The sequence below is a fragment of the Scytonema sp. PRP1 genome (assembly GCF_036697665.2).
In the GTDB taxonomy this organism is placed as follows: Bacteria; Cyanobacteriota; Cyanobacteriia; order Cyanobacteriales; family Nostocaceae; genus Kalymmatonema; species Kalymmatonema gypsitolerans.
In genome coordinates this window covers 1-19438 of record NZ_JBAHYJ020000124.1, presented here as the reverse complement: position 1 = coordinate 19438, position 19438 = coordinate 1, and the positions used below count along the sequence as shown (strand labels likewise).

The following is a 19438-nucleotide window of genomic DNA, read 5'->3' as shown; positions in this document are numbered from 1 at the left end:
CGGCTTCGAGATCAATTTCATATCGTTGAAACAGTTCACTCAGAGTAGTCTTGTCTGTTTCACCTAGACGGAGTAAACCCCACAAAAGATGTTCAGTTCCAATCGACTTCTTACCCTGAAGCCGAACGACTTGCAAGGCTAGTTCTAGAACGAAATTACTCTGTGGATTAAATTTTAAATTCTCACGGGATTCAAAAGAATGTTCATTGGTTTCGATGTTCACCTGGCAGCCATTTGCTCGAAGTAAACGAGCACTTGTTGTGGTTGGATCAGCCAACAAGCCAGCAAGCAGATGTTTTGGCTCGACTTGTGATTTGTGTGAACGTGCTGCCTCATTTCTTGCAAACTTAATCGCGTTGATTGCCTTTTCAGTGAACCTCTCGAAACCAAACTCGAAACCAAAGTAATTTTTGAATCGCTCAACAAGTGTTTGCATAGAATTGTTTGCCTCATAGATGAAAACCTCTTCAAGTGCAACGTTGAACAAGCTGGCAATTTTGAAAGCCATGTCCAGGCTAGGGTCAAACTTGCCGGATTCAAAACCATTGACCGCCTGACGACTGACTCCTAATTCTCTAGCTAGGTCAGATTGTGACCATTGGTGCAGTTGCCGAAGTTCTTTCAGTCGGTTTTTCATAGCTTCGTCTGTTCGTCGTCAAGTATCACTTTACATTCTTGACCACAGGAGCGTCAAGTGTAGCTTGACAAATAGTGCTTGCTCATATTGGGAATAGGCTGTCTTGCTCCAGATGCAGCATAACAACGCCCATGCAACCGACTATAGCGGTTCGAGAGTTGAGTGCAATACATCAAGAAATAAGAACCACAGATGGACACAGATGGACACAGATAAATAATTACTTCATCCAAACAAGAAGTGCTATATATACAAGCGATCGCTAGCGCATGGCTCAATATCAATACACATTTTATGCCTGCTTTCTTTTAGCAACAATTTCTTCCAGTTCTTTCAGATGTTGTGTGCTAATTAAGTCTTCATCTTGAAGGTTAAATATATCTGAACTGTACTCACCTTGTTGCTCATTTAAATATTCTAATTCTTTTGTAATTATTGATAATGCTTTTCCTTGAGCCATTGAGGTTTTTAACACTTCAAACCGTGCAGCTTCATCAAGACGGCATAACAACCGTAAGATGATACGATGAATCCTAATTTCATTGCCAAAATCAAACATTGTGGTATGAGGTTCATCGTCAGAACACAACACTTCTTCTCCGACATCAAAGAAAGCTTCCACAATTGAGGGAATGCAATCAGTTGGAATTTCATTGAGCGTGCTATTTTCAAGTTTTTCTAAAAATGCCCTAACTTGAGTTGTACCATCAGGACGTATTTGATCAGACAATTCTATAAGTTTCTTTCCAAATAGCTTGGCATCACAAGATGAAGCAAGAATGGCTTGAATCTGAATATTAGATAAATCAGGTTCTGATAAAGTTAAACGGAAGTAGATAGGAAATATTTCGCAACAGCATACACGCTGTTGGCTTCGCCACTTTAATTCTTGTTGTTCATAATAATATCTTTTTCCCCAAACAGCTTGTAATTTAGGAAAAATAATTTTGAGCAAATTTTTAACAGGTTGCTTATCTTTATCTTGCAATTGGGCAAGCCAAGAATTATGGAACTTTTTTATTTCATCTAATGAATAATCTACTTTTCCTACAAAATAGTTTTGGTTTTTACGAATTATGTCATATACCATTGGATAGAAAACCCGCAGTGATTCTAAAGCAATAAAATCTACTGGGTTCACTTCGCCTTTCACTACCGGATATGTCATTGTTAGGGTGTCAGTCAGATGAACAATGTCGCGGAGGTTAGTAATGAAGTGGTCTATTCCTTGAAAGTAAACATTGCTCCAGTAGGTTTGCTCAAATACCTCAGCCAGCGGGGTGGATGGGTTTTCCACATCAGCCTCCTCCAAGTCAGGAACCTCCTGAAGTTCTGGTTCTTCAGCGCTTGGACTTGTCTCATCACACGGTTGACTGGAGTTAGCGTCCTCGCCGTCCTTTGGTGTGCCAATCAGAACACTATCGAGTTTTTCAAAAAGTAGCCGACGAAGTGAAGTTTTATCTGGAGAAGGTAACTCAAAAGCAACTTGAATGGTTTTCTCCAAATATGCTTGTGGTGATGCCTCCTTAGTTTCGCAAAGTGCTTTGCTAACAACTTCTTTATCAAAAACGAGAAGATAGACAACATTAGTAAAATTCGGAATCGCTTTAAAAATGCGAAATAGCTGCTTGATATCCTCTGCAGGAAGCCTATCAATATCGTCAATTGCAACGACTATTCGCCGCTGCTGCTGCACCACTGTGTGTTCAACTTCTTCTTTTAACTCGGAAGCTTCCTTCTCCTGATCGTTAAATAATGTTGCTACTGCCTTGCCAGCTTGAGCGTAAGGCAGGGGAATTTCAGAAATAACTTTAGCAAAACCAGCTATTCGCTCTTTCAAGCCTCTGGGTACATATGTTACAGAGGTTAAAACGCTGTGTAATTGGTCAAAAAAGCGCCTTGTAATGTCTTGGTTTCCAGTAAACAACCAAGCACTAAAGGGAACGATGATTGGTTGCTCCTCATCAGGCTTTTGCTGGAGATAATGAACTACAAAGTTCAACAGTGTTGATTTCCCGGAACCCCAAGAACCGTACACTGCAATCACGAACCCTTCAGTAACGGTCATTTTGCAAATACTGTCTGCCAAATGCTTGGCGAAGGGCGCATATCCTAGTCGGTCTTTTTCTGGTTCAATAAAGAGGTCATCTTGCAGGTGGTTATGAGTTTCAGTCTGTGCCATAAGAAACTTTTCTGACTTGTACTGCAATCGTGACACATATATTAGATAGCGCTGTGCCACCCTACGATAGAATTCTGTGCGATTGGCTTTGCCACTGTCCCTTGGGCGATCGCCGTACATATCATAGGTATGCGTATACCTGACCAACGATAAAATTTTTAAGCTGAAGTAAATACTTTTTCGCGATGCAAATTAACTGGCAAACTGCTAAAACCTACGAAGACATTCTTTACCACAAAACTGATGGCATTGCCAAAATTACCATCAACCGTCCCCACAAACGCAATGCCTTTCGTCCCAAAACCGTTTTTGAACTGTACAACGCCTTCTGCGACGCCCGCGAAGATACCAGTATCGGCGTTGTTCTATTTACTGGTGCTGGTCCACACACTGATGGCAAATACGCCTTCTGTTCTGGAGGCGACCAAAGCGTACGCGGACAAGCTGGCTATGTAGACGATGATGGCATACCGCGTTTGAACGTGTTGGACTTGCAACGCTTGATTCGTTCCATGCCAAAAGTAGTGATTGCCCTTGTCGCTGGGTATGCAATTGGTGGAGGACACGTCCTTCACTTGATTTGTGATCTCACCATCGCTGCTGATAACGCCATTTTTGGACAATCTGGTCCTAAAGTTGGTAGCTTTGATGGGGGTTTTGGTGCTAGCTATCTTGCCCGTGTTGTTGGACAAAAAAAGGCGCGAGAAATTTGGTTTCTCTGCCGACAGTACAATGCAGAGCAAGCACTGTCCATGGGCTTAGTCAATTGCGTTGTTCCAATGGAACAACTTGAAACTGAAGGTATTCAGTGGGCGCAGGAGATTTTAGAAAAAAGCCCGATCGCCATTCGTTGTCTGAAAGCAGCATTTAACGCCGATTGTGACGGGCAAGCTGGTTTGCAAGAACTCGCTGGCAATGCCACTTTACTCTATTACATGACAGAAGAAGGAAGAGAGGGAAAACAAGCATTTCTAGAAAAACGTCCACCTGACTTTCGTCAATATCCCTGGCTACCTTAGAAACACAAAAACCGCCCCTTTTCTCAAAGGTGCGATTTTTTATGTGTTGTGTTTTTAACACCCATAAACGTTAAAACAGTGTTCAGTTATCAGTTGTCAATTCATTTTCACACCTGATGTTAGAGGATTTCAACAAGATTTTTTATTTGTTCACGGATGAATTTGTTAAGTTCAGTAGACATTTTTTGGATGAGATGATAACTGTTTACTGCCAACTGATAACTGATTTCAGCATTTTCACAAACTTAAGTGTCAAAGGTTCGCGCTTTACAAGGTAAAAGTCTAATTTCACTTCAAATGAAAAGAGGCATTAACCAATGAGCTCAAAACTAGACTAAAATTGTGTTTCAGCGATTACACTTTTCCTGTTTTGACAAAGAAAGGCTATATTAGTACTGCCTCAACCTTTGCCTTTTCAGAACAGCTGGTAGTTGCGGTTTCCTGCACAGGAGCAAGCGCTGCTTTGTTTAAACCTGAAGCTAAGACTGGTTTTGCATTTGGCAAAGCCCAAACATCTTCCAAATTTTCCCAAGAAGGAGCAAACGGTGGCAGTGCCAAAGAACAAGCTTTCCAATTACCCAGCACTGGTGCTCCCAATTGTTGGCAAAACCCGCCACGACGCCCTTCTAGCTTGTAATAACGACAATATTTACAGGCAGAAGTAAGTGATTTCATCTGTTTCATATTTAGTGCCGTTTAGGGCTAATTTTCATCTTTTATTTTGCGTCTATACAGAATTGTGGATTTGAGCCACAACCCGTGTATCTACTAGGTTATAGCGATCCCAAGGAAAAAATTAACTTTAGAATGTCTTTATGTTTGTGTCATATTTTTCAATTGTTTTGTTAAGAAAGTGATACATTAATTGCAGGAGGTTAAGCATGCTAAATTTTGGCTGAAACTAAATGGGGATCAAAGGTAATTACAAAGATAACGATTTAACTAGCCTTTGAACTTCAGTCTTTAGGGACACTTTTTAAAAAGAATTAGGCTGTACTTTTGACAGATCAAGCGTGATGACACAGTGAATTAGCTAGTTTCTAAAGAAGTAAAAATATTCTATCTTTAGTAAGAGCAAGTGGTTTGCGAAGAAATTCCTATATCTACGGACTAATCACAAAAGTTTTTTAATAGGTTAACGAAGTTCCAAATAAAAAAATATCCAACTTTTTCTTGTGGGATCGGATTGGGGAGCATCCAATAAACTAAGCGCTCTGGGATGCCCACTCCACCAAGAGTCGATAATTTATTTGTTGTAATTCTCTAATAAAATAAAAAAACAGCCAGCCTTATTTCGTTGACTAGTTAATAAGTGTGGCAATGAAAGTTGTTATCAGGGGTGACTGTTTTTTTGACAAGATACCAAGCCGGTAAGGCGTAGCATCTCCCTATTTTTAGTTAATTGAACCACAAATTTTTGTTGGGGCACGGGCTTTTAGAAGCCTCTACCCCGTGGTTTATTTACTTGAAAAGCGCTGTAAGCTGATCCCATCCCGCACTAGGGGTGGGAACAGCGCATTGACTGATAACGGTTAACTGTTAACCATCAACGCCTGTATTCCCCTATACCGTGAGTGAAAGATTGCTTAGCAGCACAGACAGAACAGACACCCCAACGCTGAAGTTCGCCGAGTGGGGTGGGACAGTCGCACAAAGGACAAAGAGGTAAACCGTGCGATCGCGCTTGTACTGTTCTCGCCCAATCTTGGAAAGCAGCATTGGCGTCCTCGGGTGCGGATGTAACATCATGAGCTACGTTCATCTGATCACCCACGTAACTAGGATGTTCGCGCAGTGAGATTGTTTGTTGTTCCTTGGGAGTCTGTTGAGGACGCCGCCATAGGGCTGTAGAAAAACGAATATCGACTAAACCAATCGACAGCTTTTCATTCAACTTTACAAGTAGGCGCTGGCGCTCGAAAGTTAAGTTCTGTGCCCAAGCTGCGCTAGAAGTTCCCACCCGCAAAACATCCCGTTCAATCGACGAAGGTAGAGTGTGAGCAGCTACTACTGGTCCTACAACTTCAGCCCAACACTTAAGCAAGCGTTGAAATGATTGCTCTTGCCATTCAGCTTGAGCTTCCAAAACCTTTAAAATATCATTAACTGATTTAAACGACATCTAGCCAACCTTGGCAAAAATTGCAGCATAGTTATGCAATATATCTATGATAAATTTCGCTCTTGTTGGCACAAATATATTTTTAGTATTTTAGATTAATCCGGCAGTCTAGGTTTGAGGCAGACAGGCTATGAGTCAAAACCCCCTAGTAGATTCGGGTGAGAAATCTTCCAAAAAAACTGGGTTGAAACCACCACTAGCAGCAGCACTGGCTAGTTTGGAAGTACAACTCGATCAAGAGTTAACTCGATATCGACGTACACGAACTGGATATAGAACATTCAGCCAACCCCGTGTAGGCATTTCCACAAGCAGTAAATATCAACAATTAACTGGGATTCATTCAATAACGGACACAACAAAATCACCACTAGAAGACAATCTCCAGAAATTTGGGTTGGCAACACCAAAAACCTCGATTCCGACTGTCGGGCAAGAGGAACTTCTTGTTACCGCAGAAACAAAAATCAACACGCCGAAATCTGTAGCAGAAACTCAACATCAGGTGTCAGCATCAGTGACAGCAGCCGACACTTTGTTACAACCCCAATCAGATACAGCAGTTTCCTCAAAAACACAACAGCCACAATCTGAAGCAACACCAACTGATGTCGAAGCGCAAACTATACCAGCGCCTAATGCCAGTATTGTGCCTACACGAATCAAGGAACAAAGTCAGACCCAGAGCGAAAATGTTGCATCACAAGATGACACAGACAAACAACCAAATGACTATTTGGAATCGTCTGAAGCACTACTGCGAAGTTTAACAGAAGAATCTAAAACTCAGAAACCCACTCATTCTAACGACAGTTTGTTATCACCCTTGGGCATTGGCTCGATGCTACTACTCTTATTAGCAAGTCTTACCCTAGGGTATGTAGCATTTAATCCTAAGAGCTTGTCACAATTTAGTTTAAATAAATTGTTTACACAAAATGCGCCAACGACTGCGGAAAATACCGCCGAATCTGGTAAGAATGTTAAAACCGTAGCTCAACCAACTCTCTCGCCTATACCTAAGTATCCAAATTTAGCGACTGACGAGTTTGCGGAGGTGAGAGATCCAAATGATGTCGTTAGCTTAAAACCTAAATCCCAACCAACAGCAACAGCATTACCTGACATCAATGTCCAAAACCCCACCAATCGACTCACAGTACCGAATGTGCAGCCTCCTTTAGGACTGAATTCGCCACCGCCTTCAACAACGAACCCTACTCAGACGGCATCGAATACTCAACAAAAGCCGGATACACAAATCAAACCGTCAGCAGATGGGTTTTATCATGTGATCATAGATAATCAAACTGATCGCAGTTTTGCCTCTGCACGGCAAATTATTCCTGATGCTTATTTATCAGCCGACGGTAAATTTATTTATCTGGGTGCCCTCAAGAGCAAAGAGAAAGCACAAGAATTGTTGCAAGAGCTACAAGCAAAAGGCATGAAAGCGAGAATTCAACAGCCTTAAGAGCAGTTGTGCTCAAAGGGGAAAGAGAATCAATAGGGGTGTAGGTGAGCAATCAAAGAAAAATCATCATTGAAAAGATTTTCTTAATCCATAACCCCTTGACCCCTTACACTCCTAATTAACCGTGAATGGAGGGTCTAACATGGGACTGATTGACCGTATAAGGCGGGTGATTCGCGCAAACCTCAATAGTTTGGTTGTGAGTGCGGAAGATCCAGAAAAGATTCTGGAAAAAACTGTCTTGGAGATGCAGGAGAATCTGGTGCAATTGCGGCAAGCGGTAGCCCAAGCGATCGCTACCCAAAAGCGCACCGAACGACAAATGGCTCATGCTCAGTCTACAGCAGAAGAATGGTACCGCCGCGCTCAACTGGCTCTGCAACAAGGCAACGAACCTTTAGCACGCGAAGCTTTGACCAAACGCCATGCCTACCAAGAAACGGCACAAGCACTTGCCACTCAAATAGAACAACAAAATGGTATTGTCGCCAGACTGAAACAGGATATGCGGACGCTAGAGCAAAAAATTGCCGAAGCAAAAACCAAAAAAGATATGTATATTGCGCGCGCTCGTTCTGCTGAAGCGTCATATAAACTCCAAGAAATGTTGGGCGCGACTTCTAGCATAGAGGACATGAAAGCCTTTGAGCGTATGGAGGAAAAAGTTTTGCAGCTCGAGGCTCAAACAGAAGCGATCTCTATTACCAGTACAGATGATTTGCAAAAGCAATTTGTTTCTTTGGAAGAGGGTGATCAGCTTGATGCAGAACTAGCAGCAATGAAGGCTGAACTTTCTACTGAATCACAAAAAAGACAACAGCTACCGAAAACTCCAGATTTATGAACACTGGGCAATGATTCAATTTGGAGCGTATCTTAAAAAATAAGAACTGGTGAGGAGGACTAATCCAAACCGGAACGATTACATTGAAATAAGTAGCTATGAAATAGTAAAAAAGCTAACTGCCCAACTAGGCGCGTAAATCACAAGAGGAAAAACAGAGTTATGGGATTATTTGATCGCATTAGGCGAGTCGTCAGTGCCAACCTCAACGACCTGGTCAATAAAGCCGAAGACCCGGAAAAAATGCTAGAACAAGCTATCCTGGAAATGCAGGAAGACTTGGTACAGCTGCGTCAGGGCGTTGCACAGGCAATTGCAGCCCAAAAACGTACTGAAAAACAGTATAATGACGCCCAAAACGAAATTAATAAGTGGCAGCGAAATGCTCAACTAGCATTGCAAAAAGGCGATGAGAACTTAGCAAGACAGGCACTCGAGCGCAAGAAGACTTTTACCGACACTGGTAATGCCCTCAAAAGCAGCCTTGACCAGCAAACTGTTCAGGTTGAAACTCTCAAGCGTAACTTAATCCAGCTGGAAAGCAAAATTTCTGAGGCAAAAACCAAGAAAGAAATGCTCAAAGCACGGATTACAGCGGCCAAAGCTCAAGAGCAACTCCAAGGCATGGTGCGTGGTATGAATACCAGCGGTGCAATGGCTGCTTTCGAGCGCATGGAAGACAAAGTTCTCATGCAAGAAGCGCGCGCGCAATCAGCAGCTGAACTGACAGGTACAAATTTAGAAACCCAATTTGCCAAGTTGGAAGGGAGTAGCGATGTGGATGATGAATTAGCAGCCATGAAAGCGCAAATGCTACCTGGCGGTTCACCAAATCAGCCCCAACTACCCCAACAAACAACTGCTCCAAAATCAAATAATAATGAAGTGGTTGATGCCGAGTTGGATTCGCTACGCAAGCAATTGGATCAAATGTAGGCTTTTGAGCAAACAAGTTTTGAGCCAATCCCACGCCACTCGGTTGTGGGATTTTGCTTCATTAAGCATAAGTGCTTGGTTACTCACAAATCATTAGTATGATGACTTGGGCACAAATCGCGGTCAATTGAGGTAGTTGACTGCCAACAGATTGGGATAAAGTATTTTGTGTGCCTACGAATGAACGATGCCACCTGATAGAGATAGCCATGAGTAAGGGTGTTATATCCATAACTGATGCTGAGTTTGAAACGGAAGTGTTGCAAGCCAATCAACCGGTATTGGTTTACTTTTGGGCTTCCTGGTGCGGACCTTGTCAATTGATGTCACCCCTGGTAAACTCGGCAGCCACTACCTACAGCGATCGCCTCAAAGTGGTAAAAATGGAAGTTGATCCTAACCCGGTCACAGTCAAGCAGTACCAGGTAGAAGGTGTACCAGCCCTGCGACTCTTTCAAGGAGATAAACTTTTGGTATCCACTGAAGGAGTCATCAGCAAAGACAAATTCCTCAGCCTGTTAGATTCTCATTTAAATAGTAATTAGTTATGAGTCATGAGTCCTTTGTGCAATTGCCAAATGACTCACGACTTATAACAAAGGACAAAGGACTAAAAATGCAGATTGCCAAGCGTTTACAACCCCTGCAATCAAATGTATTTCTTGATATGGACAAAGCCAAGGCAAAGGCTTTGGCTGCAGGACAAGAGTTAATTGATTTGTCACTTGGATCTTCGGATCTACCACCCCCAGCGCACGTCATCGAGACGATCGCCCAATCTCTGTACAACCCAAGTACCCACGGCTACTTGCTATTTCACGGTACTCAAGACTTTCGCCAAGCAGCCGCCAGCTGGTATGAGCAAAAATTTGGTATTAGTGTCAATCCAGAAACAGAGGTACTGCCCCTGATTGGTTCCCAAGAAGGCACGGCTCATTTACCTCTAGCAGTTCTCAACCCAGGTGATTATGCCCTGTTGCTTGATCCGGGTTACCCCTCGCATATGGGGGAGTTCACTTCGCCTCCGGGCAAATTTACGCAATGCCAATGCTGGCAGAAAACGATTTTTTACCAGTGTTTGCCGATATTCCCGCACCTGTCTTGGCACAGTCGCGGATGATGGTCTTAAGCTATCCTCACAATCCCTACCACCGCGATCGCACCTTTATCCTTTTTTAAAGAAGCCGTTGCTTTTTGTCAGCAACACAATCTCGTCCTAGTTCACGATTTTCCTTACGTGGATTTGGTATTTCAGGAAACAGGGAAAGGCAAATACCAATCCCTTGCTCCCTCTATTTTGCAAGCTGACCCAGATAAAAGCGTCTCAATTGAATTTTTTACCCTCTCGAAGTCCTATAATATGGGCGGCTTCCGTGTTGGTTATGCCATCGGTAATGCCGAATTGATTGGTGCTTTACGTAAAATCAAAGCAGCAATTGATTTTAATCAGTACCGAGGGATTTTAAACGGCGCTATAGCTGCCTTAACTGGTCCACAAAATGGGGTCACAGCCACTGTCGAAACCTTGCGCCAACGTCGAGATGCCTTTGTAGGTGCTTTGCATCGTATTGGCTGGTATGTTCCGACTCCCAAGGCAACAATGTATGTTTGGGCAAGGTTACCAGAACCGTGGAGTCGAGATTCTGTAGAGTTTTGTACTCAGCTTGTGCAAAAAACAGGGGTAGCCGCCTCACCCGGTGGTGGCTTTGGCAAATCTGGAGAAGGATATGTCCGCTTTGCTTTAGTGCATGACACACCCGTGTTACAAACCGCTGTAGAGAGAATTGCCAAGTTTTTGTGAACAGTGAGTTATCTTCTTTGCAAGTTCGAGATATTGGAGAACAAGGTCTTTTAAAAAGGTTACAACGCTTTTGTCCTCCAGAAATTATCGGGGATGATGCTGCTGTAGTTCCTACTGAACCAGGGCAATCTCTGGTAGTGACAACTGATGTGTTAATTGATGGTGTTCATTTCAGTGAAATTACGACTTCTGGAGAAGATGCAGGTTGGCGATCTGCTGCTGCTAACTTATCGGATTTAGCAGCAATGGGTGCTTCCCCATTAGGAATTACTGTCGGGCTAGGACTTCCTGGGGATGTTTCCGTCAGTTGGGTAGAGCAATTGTACCAGGGAATGACACAATGCCTGCAACAGTACAATACCCCAATAGTCGGTGGTGATATCGTGCGATCGCCCACAACGACCATAGCTATTTCCGCTTTTGGTCAAGTTTCGCCGTTACGTGTCATTCGCCGCAACACTGCGAAAGTGGGAGATGCCATAATTGTCACAGGTGTTCATGGGGCTTCATCGGCTGGCTTAAAATTGCTGCTGCATCCCGAATTAGGGCAAAACCTCAGTGAAAGCGATCGCGCAACATTGATCCAGGCGCACCAAAGACCATTACCCCGACTAGACGTCTTACCAATTCTCTGGGAAATTCTAGAGGCGCATCATGACGCGTCTTTACCATCCCAAATCCGTATAGCTGGTATGGATAGCAGTGATGGCTTAGCAGATGCTGTGGTACAAATTTGCCGTGCTAGTGGTGTTGGTGCTGTCGTAGAACGCATTTCAATTCCTTTACCAACAGCATTCAATCAGTGGCTGACAAAAGAACAAGCGCTGGAATATGCTTTATATGGTGGCGAAGACTTTGAGTTAGTACTGTGCTTGCCAAAAGAACCAGCTTATGCTTTTGTGCAACAGATAGGCAACGGCGCGGCTGTTGTCGGCACAATTACAGGTGAGTCAACAGTAATTTTGCATGACCAAACACAAGAATACCCCGATCAAGATTTACAACTTGGTCGGGGATTTCAACATTTTGATCATTAGTCAATACTCATTACACTTCTTGCAAAAGTATGATTAATGAATATTTAAAACCGCAGATGCATGCGATAAACGCAAATAAATTATCTGTGTCCATCTGTGTCCATCTGTGGTTTTTTTTCATAAAATTGACTTTTGCAAGAGGTTCATTAGTCATTAGTCAAAGGCTCTAATGACTGTTGACTATTTAACCCATTTTTCGGCGACTAACTCTGCCAAGTCAAGAACTCGTTGGCTGTAGCCCCACTCGTTGTCATACCAAGCCATGACTTTGACCAAGTCACCACCCATGACAAAGGTCAAGTTGGCATCGACAACGGAAGAGGCATCAGTACCTTGATAATCAGATGAGACCAGGGGTAGTTCGCTGTAGTCCAAAATGCCTTTAAGTTCACCTTGAGAGGCATCTTTAAGGGCTTGGTTGACTTCCTCAGTAATAGTGGGTCTTTCGACTTGTATGACGAAATCGACCATGGAAACGTTTGGGGTGGGTACGCGCAACGCCACACCATTCAGCTTGCCTTTGAGATCTGGTAGTACCAGCGCTACAGCTTTTGCTGCACCAGTGGAGGTAGGCACAATGTTGATCGCTGCAGCACGTGCCCGCCGTACATCCCGGTGAGACGCGTCTAGCAGGCGTTGGTCACCAGTATAGCTGTGAGTGGTGGTCATCGTGCCTTTGATAATACCAAATTTCTCGTGCAACACTTTAGCAATGGGAGCCAAGCAGTTGGTTGTACAACTGGCGTTACTGATGACGTTGTGTTTTTCGTGGTCATAGTCGTGATGATTCACGCCAATCACAAAAGTCCCATCTTCGTTCTTCCCGGGGGCTGTGATCAGCACCTTCTTAGCACCAGCGTTGATGTGCTTGGTTGCCCCTTCTTTGGAAGTGAAAACCCCTGTTGCTTCAATAATTAGGTCAATTTCCCAGTCTTTCCAGGGCAAGTTTTCTGGGTTGCGGTCAGATACACACTTAATGGTCTTACCGTTAACGATGATAGAGTTATCATCGGCACTAATGTCATCATTCTTTAACTTCCCTAGCATCGAGTCATACTTAAGCAGGTGAGCGTTGGTTCTAGGGTCAGATGTGTCGTTAATCGCGACAAGGTCGATCTTGCTATTCTCTCTACCTAACCAACAACGTGCAAAGTTACGCCCGATGCGCCCGAAACCGTTGATTGCAACTCTAATCACAGCGTCTTGCCCTCTGTATATTTAGACCTTACAAAATGCTACTGATGACCCAGATCATACCGCAAAGGGGAGAGTATTTATAACTATAAAGTGTTAGATTCTCAAAAAAATAAATATTTTCTTCCTACCCGTTTGTATACAGGTTGTGAGCCTCAATATAAAGCCTGACTGATTCTGGGACTAGATAGCGGATTGATTGGCGATCGCGAAGCGGGCGCTCTGCGCCATCGCGCCTTGCGCGGCTCCCTTCGGGAGCATCGTGTAAGCCTAGCGGCACCTCTGGACTCAGTGGGTGCTCTGCGCCATCGCTCAAGGAGCGGTTTTGTTCGGGAGCATCGCGGCAAAGGTTACGAATGAGACTTGACGAAAGCCCTACTAAAGGGATATGCAATAAGTGCCACTGTATGCTGACTCTCTGTTGTGTCAGTTTTTGTTCCACTTCCTTGCAGATTAACTCACTTTGAGCTATATTCTCACCACCTGGGAGTCGGGGTGCAATTAACCAATCACACAATTGTGCTAATTCTTGTCCACGATACCAACGAGGTAAGGTTTGAAATGTATCCAAACCAACAATCCAGTACCAGTGAGTATTGGGGTAGTCAGCAGACAACTCTATCAGGGTGTCAATCGCATAAGAAGCTCCACGGCTTTTGTCAACGAGTGATACAGTAAATCCCGGGTTGTCTGCGATCGCTCGTTGCACCATCTCGACTCGATGTTCAAATAAAGCCGCCTGTTTATGAGGAGGCTTTTGTGAAGGCACCCAAATGACTTGTTCTAGAGGTACTTGATGCAATGCTGTCTGTGCTAACACAAGGTGTCCCCAATGAATTGGATCAAAAGTACCACCAAAAATTGCCAATCGTTGCATCCACTCACGTCCAAGCTTTATGCAATTCAAAAGAATTTTATCTACCAATTTCCCATTGTAGCAAGTTGTAGCAAATGACCCAAAAATATGTATTTTCAGTTACAATGATTTGTTTCCCGATCTGGCAGAAATATTCAGAATAAACATAATATATCTGTTCAGAAAGAGAAAAAATCACTAACAAGGGTAAAATCGATTTGAATGAAAAAACAAGAGCGAAAAAATCAACTTATAAATAATGAAAAGTATACAGAGGTGGTATCGGTAAAAATTGAATTCCTGTTATGATACGCGTGTCATTTAGGACGATTCTGTGGTGTGGTGATAGAGGAAAAATCAATGAAAAATACTGTAGACTTTAGTGGTAGACCATTCCATTTCATTGGTATTGGCGGTATAGGTATGTCTGCTCTAGCGTATGTGCTAGCAAAGCGCAATTTGCCAGTATCAGGATCGGACATTCGTCTTAACCAGATTACCCGACAATTAGAATCTATCGGAACTCATATTTTTGGCAAGCAAGAGGCAAGTAATATTGAGTTCTTTCGTTCTTTTTCTCAGCCTAATGGAGTAGTAGTAAACACTCAAGAAGAATTACCAGCTTTTGAGCAAGCAAAACTGCCTCAAGTCATTTGTTCAACAGCAATTAACACAACTAATTTAGAGTACAAAGCTGCATTAGAATTGGGTTGCCCAATTTTCCATCGGTCTGATGTACTGGCAGCGTTAATCGCTGAATATCACAGCATTGCTGTAGCAGGAACTCACGGTAAAACGACAACGAGTAGTATGATTGGCTATATGCTACTCCAAGCAGGTGTTGATCCAACGATTTTAGTAGGTGGAGAAGTCAATGCTTGGTCAGGCAATGCCCGAATCGGGGAAAGTCGATATTTAGTAGCAGAAGCAGATGAATCAGATGGATCGCTGGTCAAACATACTCCGGAAATAGGCATTATTACCAACATAGAATTAGACCACCCTGACCACTACGACACGTTAGAGGAAGTGGTTGAAACATTTCAGACATTTGCCAAAGGCTGTAAAACTTTGATAGGCAGCATTGATTGCGCTACGGTACGCGATCGCTTACAACCCACGATTACCTACAGCTTGTATCCTGAGACTGGCGCTGACTATAGCGTCACCAACGTAGATTATAGAGCGGATGGCACCACAGCTCTTGTTTGGGAAAGAGGCAAGGCTCTGGGCGTGTTAAATGTACGCTTACTAAGTAAGCACAACCTCAGCAATGCTTTATCAGCAGTGGCGGTTGGTCGGATATTGGGGTTAGAATTTGGAGAAATTGCAAAGGGTCTTGCTAGCTTTGAAGGCGCAAGACGCCGTTTTGAATTTCGGGGTGAAGCTAATGGCATCACTTTTATTGACGACTACGCCCATCACCCGAGTGAAATTCGCGCTACTCTCGCTGCTGCACGCCTACAGGCAAGATCACACCAGAGAGTCGTTGCGATCTTCCAACCCCATCGCTATAGCCGCACACTCACCTTTCTGGAGGAATTTGCTCAATCGTTTAGTCATGCTGATTTAGTCGTCCTCACTGACATTTACAGTGCAGGCGAGCCAGATCTGGGGCAAGTCAGTGGTGAAAAACTCGCGCTTGAAGTGGCTAAGCAGCACTCACAGGTGATATACCAACCAATAGCCTCAGTTAGCGAGTACTTGCAGCAAACTCTGCACCGTGGAGACTTAGCACTGTTTCTGGGAGCAGGGAATCTCAATCAAGTGATTCCCGAAGTCATGGCGACACTATGCCCGCCAGTTCAAGCAACTTCCTAAGGAAGATGACTTAGGCAATAAGAGGGAGCTCTGCTTTATGCAAGATTATTTCCCTCAAGGCTCATAGCGTCCGTCTAGCAATAGTTACATTGCTTCTCGCTGTTGTCGTATTTTTACGGCATATAAACATCAAAATTTAGCTCATTCTAGAAAATATGACTATCTCCCAGGCAGTTGCTAATGTCTGCAAAGTTTCTGGCTTGACAAACACCAGACAACTAACATCTAAAAATTCCATCGAAACTAAGGAAATTTATTTACCTGGTACTGATTGCGTTATTAAATCCCAAGTCTCTCTGGCAGCATATACTTCTTACAGGGTTGGTGGACCTGCTCAGTGGTGTGTTGCTCCTCGAAATCTAGAGGCTATGCAAGCCAGTATTCAGTATGCAAAAATACATGATATGGCAGTAACGATACTAGGAGCAGGTTCTAACTTGCTCGTAAGTGATTGTGGGATATCAGGTTTAGTAATTGTGACTCGCCATCTGCGCCATAGCCATTTCGATACCCAAACAGGTCGATTAACTGTAGCAGCAGGAGAACCAATTCCAGCTATTGCATGGCAAGCAGCAGAGCAAGGATGGCAAGGATTCGAGTGGGCTGTTGGTATCCCTGGAACGATTGGGGGTGCTGTAGTTATGAATGCAGGGGCACATAATAGTTGTATCGCAGATATATTAGTCAGTGCTGAGGTAATTTTACCTAATGGTACTTTGGAAACTCTTAGCAAAGAACAGTTGAGCTACAGATACCGCACCTCGAATCTGCAAGGAAGCGATCGCATTGTCACCCAAGCCACTTTTCAACTTCAACCTGGGGCAGACCCAGCCCAAGTTTTGGCAGCTACTAAACAGCACAAACAGCATCGACTGAATACTCAACCTTATCACCTGCCCAGTTGTGGCAGCGTGTTCCGTAATCCCAAACCTTACGCCGCTGGCTGGTTAATTGAACAAACGGGTTTGAAAGGCTACCAAATTGGCAAAGCGCAAGTTGCACAACGCCATGCTAATTTTATCGTCAACTGTGGTGGGGCTAGCGCTTGGGATATTTTCAATCTCATCCGTCATGTCCAGCTTCAGGTACAAGAACGTTGGTCTGTTGTATTAGAACCAGAAGTAAAAATGATCGGAGAGTTTCAAGCTGCTGCTTGAATAATATCAGGTTCTGTTAATTAATTATTCACAATTTCGACAACATCCTTCCTCACATACCCTCTATCCCCCCGTTTACGGGGGGAAGATAAGGAATAGCACATCCCGCATCGAATCTCTCGACCATAAACTTATAGCAATTATAGCTGGGGACTGGGGACTGGGGACTGGGGACTGGGTGAAAAGACTTTTTGTGTCTAGGTTTTATCATCTGTTGATGTCCTAACCACCTTGGCTGTTGCTATATCTCTAAAATATTCTCACCATCAAAACCAGTTAAAAATTGTCAATGTCGTAACGTCTATGTCCCGCAGGAGTTCTAACTGTACGTATTTTTCCGGCTTTGTCCCAGTCTCTGAGAGTCTTTTGTGAAACTTGGAGGATTTGCATCGCTTCTCGCGGTCTGACATATCTAGTCATAAGTGCGTGTGTAGCTGTTATCTAATCCTACCGCTTCATTAAAACCGGAAAAATCTGCCAGCCTCATTACTAAGCGCGTTGGTTTAGCGCCAACGATCTGGGCGGAAAAATCGCCCAAACGTGGATTTTTCTAAAAAAATGAGTATTTATACATGGGCGATTTTTCCGGAGGCTGGCAGATTTTTCTACGTTTCGACCCAACCTCACGCAAGCGAGATAATTCCGGAAAAATCTATAAATTAGTACTGAATTGCTCTCCTAGTCGTTACGGTCAAAAATTTGCTCATTGTTTTCAGTCACACCTACCTCATGACTATAGTTATCTTTAGAACTAGTTGCTCAGCAGCTAGTTCTAGTAAGGCTACTTAGCCCTGGCATTGCTAGCACCGCCTCCAAGGATGACGGCGATCGCTCCCCTCCAAGCACAAATAGAGGAATTGAGGCGTGTTATGTCTCCACCTAAACCCGACTGGGAAACGCCTATCAAAGCCTTAAATTTGTCGCACAAGGCTTGGTTCGCATTGAAGTATACAGGAACACGCTCCGTTTCACAGCTGATGACAGAATACAGCATGAACACGTTGATGGACATTAACAGACTCACATAGCCCAACGGAGTGATTATGGTGCATTAAGGTAAATTACGGTGTTTTGCCAAAAATAAAAGCCCCCCTGGTGACGTGCCCTATCCATTAGTCACATCTTTATTAACAAGCTTGAAAGGCTTGCTATACATACTTTATAGAGATTGACTTTGTTGCCCACTTGACAATTAACCAATCACTTTTCTCAGGAAAAGAGCATTTTTATTGAGAATGTGTGACCGAGGTATCAAGGTTTGGTGCTTGGTGAGCGATTGCTCTCCCAAATGTTAAGTAAGTTTGACATTTTGTCTTTTGACACCAGCAGTGATTTCCTTTCATAGTAATGACAAAATTTCGTTTAAATGTATGCATAGTGACGAGCTTGAGCGATGGAACCAGAGGTACTCAACGAATGAATATTTTTTTGGTCAACAACCAAATGAATTCCTTCGCTCCCAGAGTTATAGGTTAACACCAGGGCAAAAGGTTCTTGCCCTAGCAGATGGAGAGGGGCGTAATGGGGTCTGGCTTGCCGAAATGGGACTTGATGTTTTGTCTGTGGACATCTCACCAATTGCCCTTGAAAAGGCGCAGCGTTTGGCAGCTAGCCGAGGTGTAACCATAACAACAGAGGTCGTTAATCTCGCCACTTGGGACTGGGGAGTAGAGCGGTTCGACACAATTGTGGCAATATTTATCCAATTTGCTAGACCTGATCTGCGTATGCTAATTTTCGAGCGTGTTAAGGCAGCTCTAAAAACTGGAGGCTTACTGCTCCTACAAGGTTACACACCCAAACAATTGGAATTTAAAACCGGAGGTCCACCATCTGTGGAGAATATGTACACACCTCAGTTGCTCCAAGAATCATTCGCAAAAATGGAAATTCTCCATCTTGTGGAACACGATGCCATTTTATCCGAAGGGGTAGGACACAACGGGATGTCTGCACTCATCTCACTGGTTTGCCGTAAGTGATGGGAGCGTTTCTAGTAACGTGGGATACATTGAACAATGATTGACATGGGATGAACTATATGAATTTAGTTCTTTAACTAGGCGCAATGCAAGAGTTGGTGACATACGGTGCCATGTTCTGCGGGAAGTTCGATATAATGTTTTGGAGCCGCAACTTTACCCCAGTTGACGCTTGTTCTTGTCATCGGATTACCGAAAAACTGGGTCTAAAGCCCCGTCCTTCTAGAACGGCTTTTTGAAATCATGCTATCATTACGCTATAGAGTTGAGCGTAATGATGCTGGTATTTGAGGCAAAGCTCGTTGGAACGAACGAGCAATACGGAAAGCTGGATGATGCTATCCGCACTGCTCGTTTTGTGCGTAACAGCTGCCTC

The 19438-nt window shown here is 43.6% G+C and carries 17 protein-coding genes and 2 pseudogenes; 11 read left to right on the top strand and 8 right to left on the bottom strand.

Annotated features, from left to right (window positions below; all coding sequences use genetic code 11):
- The coding region (locus tag V5G28_RS33235) for a helix-turn-helix transcriptional regulator (RefSeq protein WP_332989064.1) at positions 1 to 637 on the bottom strand (637 nt) is incomplete at its 3' end.
- A 131-nt stretch (positions 638 to 768) separates the two neighbouring features.
- Here V5G28_RS33235 and V5G28_RS33230 point away from each other — a divergent pair.
- Complete coding sequence (locus tag V5G28_RS33230; RefSeq protein ID WP_332989063.1) at positions 769 to 903, top strand: hypothetical protein; 135 nt, start codon at positions 769 to 771, stop codon at positions 901 to 903.
- 26 nt (positions 904 to 929) lie between these two features.
- Here V5G28_RS33230 and V5G28_RS33225 read toward each other — a convergent pair whose 3' ends face one another.
- Positions 930 to 2966 (bottom strand): KAP family NTPase, encoded by a 2037-nt coding sequence (locus tag V5G28_RS33225; protein WP_332989061.1) that lies wholly within the window; start codon positions 2964 to 2966, stop codon positions 930 to 932.
- 38 nt (positions 2967 to 3004) lie between these two features.
- Between V5G28_RS33225 and menB the strand changes: the two genes are divergently transcribed.
- Positions 3005 to 3838, top strand: a complete 834-nt coding sequence (menB, locus tag V5G28_RS33220; RefSeq protein ID WP_096568457.1) for a 1,4-dihydroxy-2-naphthoyl-CoA synthase — start codon at positions 3005 to 3007, stop codon at positions 3836 to 3838.
- Positions 3839 to 4222: 384 nt separating this feature from the next.
- On the opposite strand, the gene V5G28_RS33215 is transcribed toward menB, so the two are convergent.
- Positions 4223 to 4522 (bottom strand): hypothetical protein, encoded by a 300-nt coding sequence (locus V5G28_RS33215; protein ID WP_332989058.1) that lies wholly within the window; start codon positions 4520 to 4522, stop codon positions 4223 to 4225.
- A gap of 862 nt (positions 4523 to 5384) precedes the next feature.
- Entirely contained in the window at positions 5385 to 5960 is a 576-nt protein-coding gene (locus V5G28_RS33210) for a DUF721 domain-containing protein (protein ID WP_332989056.1), read from the bottom strand.
- Positions 5961 to 6090: 130 nt separating this feature from the next.
- Between V5G28_RS33210 and V5G28_RS33205 the strand changes: the two genes are divergently transcribed.
- The 6 genes and pseudogenes from V5G28_RS33205 (at position 6091) to thiL (ending at position 12052) form a co-directional block, all read left to right on the top strand.
- Entirely contained in the window at positions 6091 to 7434 is a 1344-nt protein-coding gene (locus tag V5G28_RS33205) for a hypothetical protein (RefSeq protein WP_332989054.1), read from the top strand.
- 142 nt (positions 7435 to 7576) lie between these two features.
- Positions 7577 to 8278 carry a PspA/IM30 family protein gene (locus V5G28_RS33200; protein WP_332989052.1) on the top strand — a complete coding sequence of 234 codons (702 nt, stop codon included), beginning with the start codon at positions 7577 to 7579 and terminating at the stop codon, positions 8276 to 8278.
- A gap of 162 nt (positions 8279 to 8440) precedes the next feature.
- The gene (locus V5G28_RS33195) at positions 8441 to 9214 is read left to right on the top strand and encodes a PspA/IM30 family protein (protein WP_332989050.1); all 774 of its coding nucleotides are present in this window, start codon (positions 8441 to 8443) and stop codon (positions 9212 to 9214) included.
- 209 nt (positions 9215 to 9423) lie between these two features.
- Positions 9424 to 9759: a thioredoxin family protein gene (locus tag V5G28_RS33190; protein ID WP_073635741.1), complete on the top strand. Its 336-nt coding sequence runs from the start codon at positions 9424 to 9426 to the stop codon at positions 9757 to 9759.
- Between the two features lie 2 nt (positions 9760 to 9761).
- A pseudogene (locus V5G28_RS33185) lies at positions 9762 to 11015 on the top strand (LL-diaminopimelate aminotransferase).
- Complete coding sequence (gene thiL, locus V5G28_RS33180; RefSeq protein WP_332989046.1) at positions 11012 to 12052, top strand: thiamine-phosphate kinase; 1041 nt, start codon at positions 11012 to 11014, stop codon at positions 12050 to 12052. The pseudogene V5G28_RS33185 and the gene thiL overlap by 4 nt, the downstream one beginning before the upstream one ends.
- Positions 12053 to 12232: 180 nt before the next feature.
- On the opposite strand, the gene V5G28_RS33175 is transcribed toward thiL, so the two are convergent.
- Both V5G28_RS33175 and nadD read right to left on the bottom strand, forming a co-directional pair.
- Positions 12233 to 13249, bottom strand: a complete 1017-nt coding sequence (locus tag V5G28_RS33175) for a type I glyceraldehyde-3-phosphate dehydrogenase (RefSeq protein WP_096568434.1) — start codon at positions 13247 to 13249, stop codon at positions 12233 to 12235.
- Between the two features lie 340 nt (positions 13250 to 13589).
- Positions 13590 to 14123, bottom strand: a pseudogene (nadD, locus tag V5G28_RS33170) (nicotinate (nicotinamide) nucleotide adenylyltransferase); the annotation flags it as partial.
- 339 nt (positions 14124 to 14462) lie between these two features.
- Between nadD and murC the strand changes: the two are divergent.
- Together murC and murB are read left to right on the top strand one after the other, a co-directional pair.
- On the top strand, positions 14463 to 15923 hold the full coding sequence (gene murC, locus V5G28_RS33165) for a UDP-N-acetylmuramate--L-alanine ligase (RefSeq protein ID WP_332989043.1): 1461 nt from the start codon (positions 14463 to 14465) through the stop codon (positions 15921 to 15923).
- 155 nt (positions 15924 to 16078) lie between these two features.
- Positions 16079 to 17080, top strand: coding sequence for a UDP-N-acetylmuramate dehydrogenase (murB, locus tag V5G28_RS33160; protein ID WP_332989041.1), 1002 nt, complete (start codon positions 16079 to 16081; stop codon positions 17078 to 17080).
- A gap of 276 nt (positions 17081 to 17356) precedes the next feature.
- On the opposite strand, the gene V5G28_RS33155 is transcribed toward murB, so the two are convergent.
- Positions 17357 to 17500 carry a helix-turn-helix domain-containing protein gene (locus V5G28_RS33155; protein WP_332989039.1) on the bottom strand — a complete coding sequence of 48 codons (144 nt, stop codon included), beginning with the start codon at positions 17498 to 17500 and terminating at the stop codon, positions 17357 to 17359.
- 361 nt (positions 17501 to 17861) lie between these two features.
- Positions 17862 to 18092, bottom strand: a complete 231-nt coding sequence (locus tag V5G28_RS33150; protein WP_336231524.1) for a hypothetical protein — start codon at positions 18090 to 18092, stop codon at positions 17862 to 17864.
- Between the two features lie 358 nt (positions 18093 to 18450).
- Between V5G28_RS33150 and V5G28_RS33145 the strand changes: the two genes are divergently transcribed.
- On the top strand, positions 18451 to 19062 hold the full coding sequence (locus tag V5G28_RS33145; RefSeq protein WP_332989034.1) for an SAM-dependent methyltransferase: 612 nt from the start codon (positions 18451 to 18453) through the stop codon (positions 19060 to 19062).
- Positions 19063 to 19438 lie beyond the last annotated feature (376 nt).